At 41.1% G+C, this 6,324-nt stretch carries 7 protein-coding genes; all 7 read right to left on the bottom strand.

All coding sequences use genetic code 11. The features are described from left to right. The coding region (locus WBM49_RS10540) for a serine hydrolase domain-containing protein (protein WP_424372013.1) at positions 1-1,223 on the bottom strand (1,223 nt) is incomplete at its 3' end. Positions 1,224-1,257: 34 nt separating this feature from the next. Beyond that, positions 1,258-2,496, bottom strand: coding sequence for an intradiol ring-cleavage dioxygenase (locus WBM49_RS10535; protein ID WP_424372012.1), 1,239 nt, complete (start codon positions 2,494-2,496; stop codon positions 1,258-1,260). A gap of 17 nt (positions 2,497-2,513) precedes the next feature. Then, positions 2,514-3,578 carry a magnesium/cobalt transporter CorA gene (gene corA, locus WBM49_RS10530; protein WP_424372011.1) on the bottom strand — a complete coding sequence of 355 codons (1,065 nt, stop codon included), beginning with the start codon at positions 3,576-3,578 and terminating at the stop codon, positions 2,514-2,516. A gap of 99 nt (positions 3,579-3,677) precedes the next feature. Continuing rightward, positions 3,678-4,367 (bottom strand): VIT1/CCC1 transporter family protein, encoded by a 690-nt coding sequence (locus WBM49_RS10525; protein WP_424372010.1) that lies wholly within the window; start codon positions 4,365-4,367, stop codon positions 3,678-3,680. Between the two features lie 36 nt (positions 4,368-4,403). After that, a complete protein-coding gene (locus tag WBM49_RS10520; RefSeq protein WP_424372009.1) occupies positions 4,404-5,627 on the bottom strand; it encodes a cation:proton antiporter in 1,224 nt (407 codons plus the stop codon). Between the two features lie 87 nt (positions 5,628-5,714). Next, the gene (locus tag WBM49_RS10515; protein ID WP_424372008.1) at positions 5,715-6,014 is read right to left on the bottom strand and encodes a chaperone modulator CbpM; all 300 of its coding nucleotides are present in this window, start codon (positions 6,012-6,014) and stop codon (positions 5,715-5,717) included. Positions 6,015-6,016: 2 nt separating this feature from the next. Continuing rightward, positions 6,017-6,324: DnaJ C-terminal domain-containing protein (locus WBM49_RS10510; protein ID WP_424372007.1), on the bottom strand; the 308-nt coding region annotated here is incomplete at its 5' end.

Here is a 6,324-nt window from a genome sequence, read left to right as displayed (position 1 = left end):
CCCAGTTTATCCATAATGCCATAAAACTGATTTACGCCCTCCTGATTGGTCAGCGAGGTGTTTATTATTAACAGGCGTCCTATACTGGTCTTTGGATTAAAAAACAATAAGGTGGAAACCCCGGGGTCGCCACCAGTATGCCCAATATTTCCATTCCCACTATGACCTATGAATATTCCAATATTATATTCATCATTATAGGGGTTATCCTTATTCTGTTCTGTAAAGTGTTCTGCTGAAAGCTGTTCTGAAAAAAATTCTTCATAACTATTACTATTCAGTATTGTGCCATTTCCTGATTTTCCTTTTATGAGTTCGGTCAAATACTTGGCCAGATCATGTGCAGAAGTAAGCATGCCACCATCGGGGTACGTGATAAGCGAATAAAAAGGAAGCTCGGTTTGAAGGTTCGAATAGAGTTTGCTGTGTTTAGAAAAATCAACGCTTTCGAAAGACCAACCGGAAGAGGACATGTTTAACGGTTCTAGAATATATTTGGTAGTAAAGGTGTCAAAAGCTTCACCGGTGGCATTTTCCAGCACAACGGCAGCCAGCGTTGCTGCAATATTTGAATATTCAAACTTTTCACCAGGTTTTGATTTTAAAAAGCCTTCTTTCTTATATAGTTCTCCTTTGTCTTGAAGGATCTTTTTTAAAAACTCCTGTATCGGTATTTTGGTTTGCGGCGGGTTAAAATTCTCAACCATACCTTCAACGTTGGAATCTTGTAAAGAATCCTTTAAAACATAGGATTTTGTATCATAGTATTCCGTATCTATGATGGTAGATGTGTGGGTGGCCAATTGTTTGATGGTAATTGGTTCTTTGGGGTAATAGGGATTGATTACCTTAAATGGCAAATGTTTGTTGATCGGGTCATCCAGGTCTAGTTTTCCAAGTTCCTGTGCTTTCAGCAATGCAATACCAATAAATGTTTTTGAGATGGATGCAATATTTTGGATAGTATGCTCCGTATAATTTTCGTTGGTTTTAACATTGGCGTACCCAAAACCATGTTCGTAAAGCGTACCATTTTGGTTAACTACCGCAACTGCAAAACCATTAATATGCCCTTCTTTTTGAAGTTTGTTTATTTCACTCGTTAGTGAGTCGGCAATAATTGAATCTTTTTCTTTTTTTAGATCTTCATTATTGTTGGTTTTCGATTTATCGCCGCAGGCCAAGAGTATAAAAAAAATCAGAATTAGCGGTAGTTTATTCATTGTTTAGCGGTTATAAAAAAGAATTAATGGGTTCTTAATGATCAAAGATCGATGGTAGCTCAAAGAGGTTGTTCTGGGAGGCATCGAGGGTCTCTACAATACGGGCTAAATTTTCCGCACTGGGTTGCAGGTTTACATATTTGTCTATGATGGAACTGTTTTTATAGATCACAATGGTATTTTCTGCCTCCGGATTTATCTTATTTCCCACCACTTCGCTTTTAATATCCGTGAAGGAAGGAACATAGGTAAGGGCGGTGTACTGCAGGTTCAATTCCTTCCCCAGGGCTTCTAATTCTCGTTCTCTCTTTTCCCGGCTATACTCCTTTTCGTTCCCATACACAAAATAGGCTTTTAAATAGGCCTTTCTTCGTTCACTTTCAAATTCCAGGAACTGCAACCAGGTTTTAATATCCTCCCAATCGGGCTTGTTCCCAACATAGTAAATGATGCCATTGTACCTGCCGTATTTACAAACAGGACAAGTTTTTGTTCCCTTGTCCGGACCATAGGCGTGAAAAGGTGTAAAGGACGGATTGTCTTCTCCAATTTCAAGTCCGGAACTTATTTCGGTATTTTTTGGAATAGGGTAGTGGGGAATATTAAGGCCCAGTATAATATTGTGTTCGGCAACTTGAATATCTCCATCTAGCAGTAATCTAAGGATCCCGCTGCCTCCCCTATTTTTTAATGCCTTACGTTTTGAAGTCGTCAATAATTTGTCGCCATCAAAGACCAACTCGTCTACATAATACTCATCCTTAATAGTGGGTTCCTTTATAGACAAATGAATATGTGCCGGTTCACTGTTGTTGGGATATGGAGAAGGGCGTACCGTAAAGATATCGTACCGCCCATCTTTCCTGGTCTTTACCCAGCCCCTTAAATGGCCGTGCCTTCTAGCTCTTGGGTCCATCCCTTTTTTAGGGGAATAATATCCCTTATCGTCTGTTTGCCAGTAATAGATAATTACATCCGAGGCAGGTTCTTTCCCGCCGTATTCATACACTTTTCCTGTGATATGCAGCTGCTGACCTCCACTGAGCCAGCCCGCACTGGTGTCAACAGCCTGCAGCTGAGCAGGCATACCTACATACATCAGTTCGCAGCCATCACAACCGCCTCCAACAACTTGATCTCCTTTGGATGCAGATGTTGAAGATATTTTCTGGGGCGCCTGCCCATTGCATGACATCAGCACCCATGAAAAGATCAAAAACAGGCAGTAGCCTTGCCTTTTTCTCAATCCCTTTGAAATACACATCTTATCCATTTGTAAAATTTATTAGCCTATAACCACTTGTTGCGTTTAAAGTAATACAGCATCCCTAAGGCAACTATGATCATTACCCCAAGCATAATAAAGTAACTGTATTTATAATGCAGTTCTGGCAATACATCAAAGTTGGTGCCGTAGATCCCTGCAATAAAGGTAAGTGGTATAAAGATGACCGAAAACACCGTAAGGAATTTCATGACATCGTTTAATTTACTGCTGATGGTGGTGTGGTAAATGTTCAGCTGATCTGAGAGGATTTCCCGGTAGCTATCCGATACTTCATTTGCCTGACTAATATTATCTTCCAGCTCTTTGAAATGAACGTAGGTTGATTCGTTGATGAATTCCGATTCCATTTTGGCCAGCACAAAGATCATTTCTTTGGCAGGCTTAATGCTTTTGCGAAGGAAATTTAATTCGCGTTTATATTTATTGATCTCATTGATTACTTTTTCATTGGGATTGATCAAAAGGTTATCTTCCAGCGTTTCAATTTTCTCACCCAGTACGCTGAGTACGTATAAATAGTTATCAATAACAATATCGAGCAGGGCAAAAGCCAGATAGTCCGTTCCCCCGTGGCGAATTCTTTTTTTCTGCTTGCGGATGCGTTCCCGCACGGGCTCAAAGACATCTCCTCTTTTTTCCTGGAAGGAGATAAGAACAGAGCTTGTTAAGATCAAACTGAGATTTTCCACAGTGATCTGACCCGTATCCTCGTTTTGTTGCATCATTTTGACAGAGATCAAAATACAATTGTCATATTCCAAAACACGGGGCCTTGCCTGTGTATGCATCACCTCTGCCAAGACTAACGTATCCAGATCAAAGGTATCTGCGATCTCTTTCATGACCGCTGCGTTGTGCAGGCCGTCTACATTTAACCAAGTTACGGTGTCTTTTTCCGTGTATTTAAGAACATCCTTTACAATCCGCAATGCATCTTCCTCCAGCGTGTTCTCATCAAAATCAATGATGCGCAAGATAACCTCATTGATCTTTTGCTTCCCTCTGAAAAGCAGATCATCCGGAGACAAACCAATTTCCTGTTTTTTTTTCTTGATGAATCGAGCCATGGTCATAGGATTTGTTTTCTGATTTCTTCAATGCCTTAACGCCAATAAAATAAGAATTTTTTTGCTGAAACCCTGCTATATGCCCGTAAGTAAGCGTATTTATCCTAAAGAAATTCCAAACAAATGGCCAATATAGGCGGTAACGCCCATAGCAATCGTTCCCCAAAAAGTTATTCGCAGCACGGCTTTCTTAATACTCGAGCCACCTGCTTTGGCAGCTACCGCTCCAAGTGTTACCAGGAAAAGGGTCGCCAGTCCGTATTGCCAATAGATCATAGGTTCCACAGGAAGAAATAGGGCAGCAAGTACAGGAAGTATTCCGCCAAAGATGAAGGCGGCTCCCGAAGCTAAAGCTGCCTGCATAGGCCGTGCCCTGGTAATGCTGTTTATTCCCAACTCATCCCTGGCGTGGGCTCCAAGCGCGTCATGTGCTGTGAGTTGTTTAGCCACTTCCTGAGAAAGTTGCGGGCTCAGACCCCGGTCTTCATAGATGAGTGCTAGTTCTGCTAATTCTGCCTCTGGCGTTTCTTTAAGTTCCTTTTTTTCTCGTTCCATATCGGAGGTTTCAATATCGGTCTGAGAGCTCACAGACACATATTCCCCGGCTGCCATGGAAAGAGCCCCGGCAACGAGTCCGGCTACCCCAGCCAACACAATAGGCTCTCTGGTGCTAGAGGCTGCAGCCACCCCAATGATTATGCTGGCTGTTGAAAGGATGCCATCATTCGCACCCAGAATTGAAGCTCGCAGCCAGCCGCTGCGAATAAGATAGTGTTGTTCTTTTTCCATTGTACTATTTATTAAACAATCTGGCCTTGTACCAATTCAAGAGGCTCTATTTTTTTCTAGGACCTCGTCCTTGGCAATCTGTAGCTGCCCCCGCTTATTTATTCTTTCCGCAAGAGCTATCCAAAATGGGCTGATACATATGGTAAGGGATATCAGGGATATCGTAAAATCATAGGCATACTCCGTAAGAATGTTGAGATTAAAGGCAGTAATGCAGATTAAAAAACTCAATTCTCCTATCTGGGCCAGCATGGCTCCACCGAAAATGGCATCTTTCCAGGAATTATGATAGGTCTTTAAGATAAGCGTATTTATAAATTGATTGAGCACATACACGGCAATTAGGACCAATCCGAGGGGTAGTAAATTGCTTACTAAAAATTCTATATTGATCTGGGCTCCAATACTGATAAAGAATATGGCCACAAAGAGGATCCTGAAGGAGTGGATGGCATCGTGGATCCATATGGTGGCTTTACCTGCGTGCATCACCAAACCTCCCACAAAGGCCCCCAAAGCTTCCGAGATGCCAAACAGGCCGGCAATCATTGCTCCGGCGAAACAAAAGAACAAAGCCAGAAATACCTGTAATTCATGATCTTTTTTAATAGATTTCCTAAAGGGTAGCCAGGTGATCTCTTTTTTAATATAGATATAAATAATGGCCGAGAGTATGAGAATACCTCCAAGGATCTTAAGGAGTACTGAATTAACGGAGGTGTCTTCGCCACCAACAATGGAGATAATAATTAGTATTGGGGCAATGGCAATATCCTGAGCTAAAAGAATACTCGACACATTTTGCCCTATTTTCTTATTCATCAGTTGTTTATCCTCCAGTAATTTGAAGATCACTGCCGAACTCGAGAGAGCAATTACAAAACCTAAGACAATTATGCGGGTGGCATTCCAATCGAACAGCAGTCCGATCCCCCATACACACCCTATACTTAAAATAAATTGGCCAAGGGTTCCGAATACCGCCAGTTTCCAGTTCCCAATAAAGGAAGTCAGGTCTATTTCCATACCTATAAAAAAGAACAACAGAATAATTCCGAGTTCTCCAATATAGCGCATGGTAGACTCATCCTCAATAATGTCAAAGCCGTGCTGACCAATAAGGATACCTATTAGGATATAGGCAATAAGGGTAGGTTGTTTTATTTTTTTTAATAAAAACCCAGATAAGACAACGGCCAATCCTACAATACAAATGAAGGTGATAGAGGTATGAAACGAGGATAGAAAGATCAGGCCCATGGTACGATTTCTGCTTGCGTAAGTTTCATAATCATAAAAATGTTATTTGCCAATGATTTTCTGTTTGTTTCTTTCAATGAAACCTCATCAAAGATCTTCTTCATAACGCCTTAATCTGTTTTGAACTCTAATTAATTCCTGTCTTAATTGATCCTGTCGCTCCAATATATTCATAACAACATCCACGCCTTCTAAATTTACATGTAATTCCCGGTGGATCCTAAGGATCTTTTCCATCTGATGCAGGGCATCCTGATGCAAGTGCTTACTGCCTTTATAGACTGTAAATTCTATCAATCCGAACTCTCCTAATTTTTCAAAGAATGAAAGTTCGAGTCTGTATTGCTCACAAAGTATTTCCAAGGGTATAAGTTTTTGTTCTTGCATACCTATCTTAATTTAGCGAGTTCCTGGAATAATTCTTTCTCCTTACTACTTAGGTTTGCCGGGATCTTGATAGTATAGGTGATATAAAGATCGCCCGCTTGTCCTTCTTTCTTATAAACCGGAAAGCCTTTTCCTTTGAGCTTAACCTGGGTGCCGCTAGGAGTTTCCGGTTTCACCTTTAGTTTAGCTTTGCCATCGAAGGTGTCTACCGTGATCTCTCCTCCAAGTAGTGCCGTGTACAGATCAAGGTCTACCGTGGTATAAAGATTGTCTTCATCTCTTCTAAACTTGGTGTTATTCACAATAGAGA

It is taken from the genome of Muriicola sp. (genome assembly GCF_049669965.1).
GTDB lineage: Bacteria > Bacteroidota > Bacteroidia > Flavobacteriales > Flavobacteriaceae > Muriicola.
The sequence above is the reverse complement of the archived record's forward strand: the minus strand, read 5'-3'. Positions and strand labels throughout refer to the sequence as shown.

Coding starts and splice junctions, on each gene's coding strand:
- WBM49_RS10535 (WP_424372012.1), bottom strand. CDS start 2,496: ATGGATAAGATGTGTATTTCAAAGGGATTGAGAAAAAGGCAAGGCTAC.
- corA (WP_424372011.1), bottom strand. CDS start 3,578: ATGGCTCGATTCATCAAGAAAAAAAAACAGGAAATTGGTTTGTCTCCG.
- WBM49_RS10525 (WP_424372010.1), bottom strand. CDS start 4,367: ATGGAAAAAGAACAACACTATCTTATTCGCAGCGGCTGGCTGCGAGCT.
- WBM49_RS10520 (WP_424372009.1), bottom strand. CDS start 5,627: ATGGGCCTGATCTTTCTATCCTCGTTTCATACCTCTATCACCTTCATT.
- WBM49_RS10515 (WP_424372008.1), bottom strand. CDS start 6,014: ATGCAAGAACAAAAACTTATACCCTTGGAAATACTTTGTGAGCAATAC.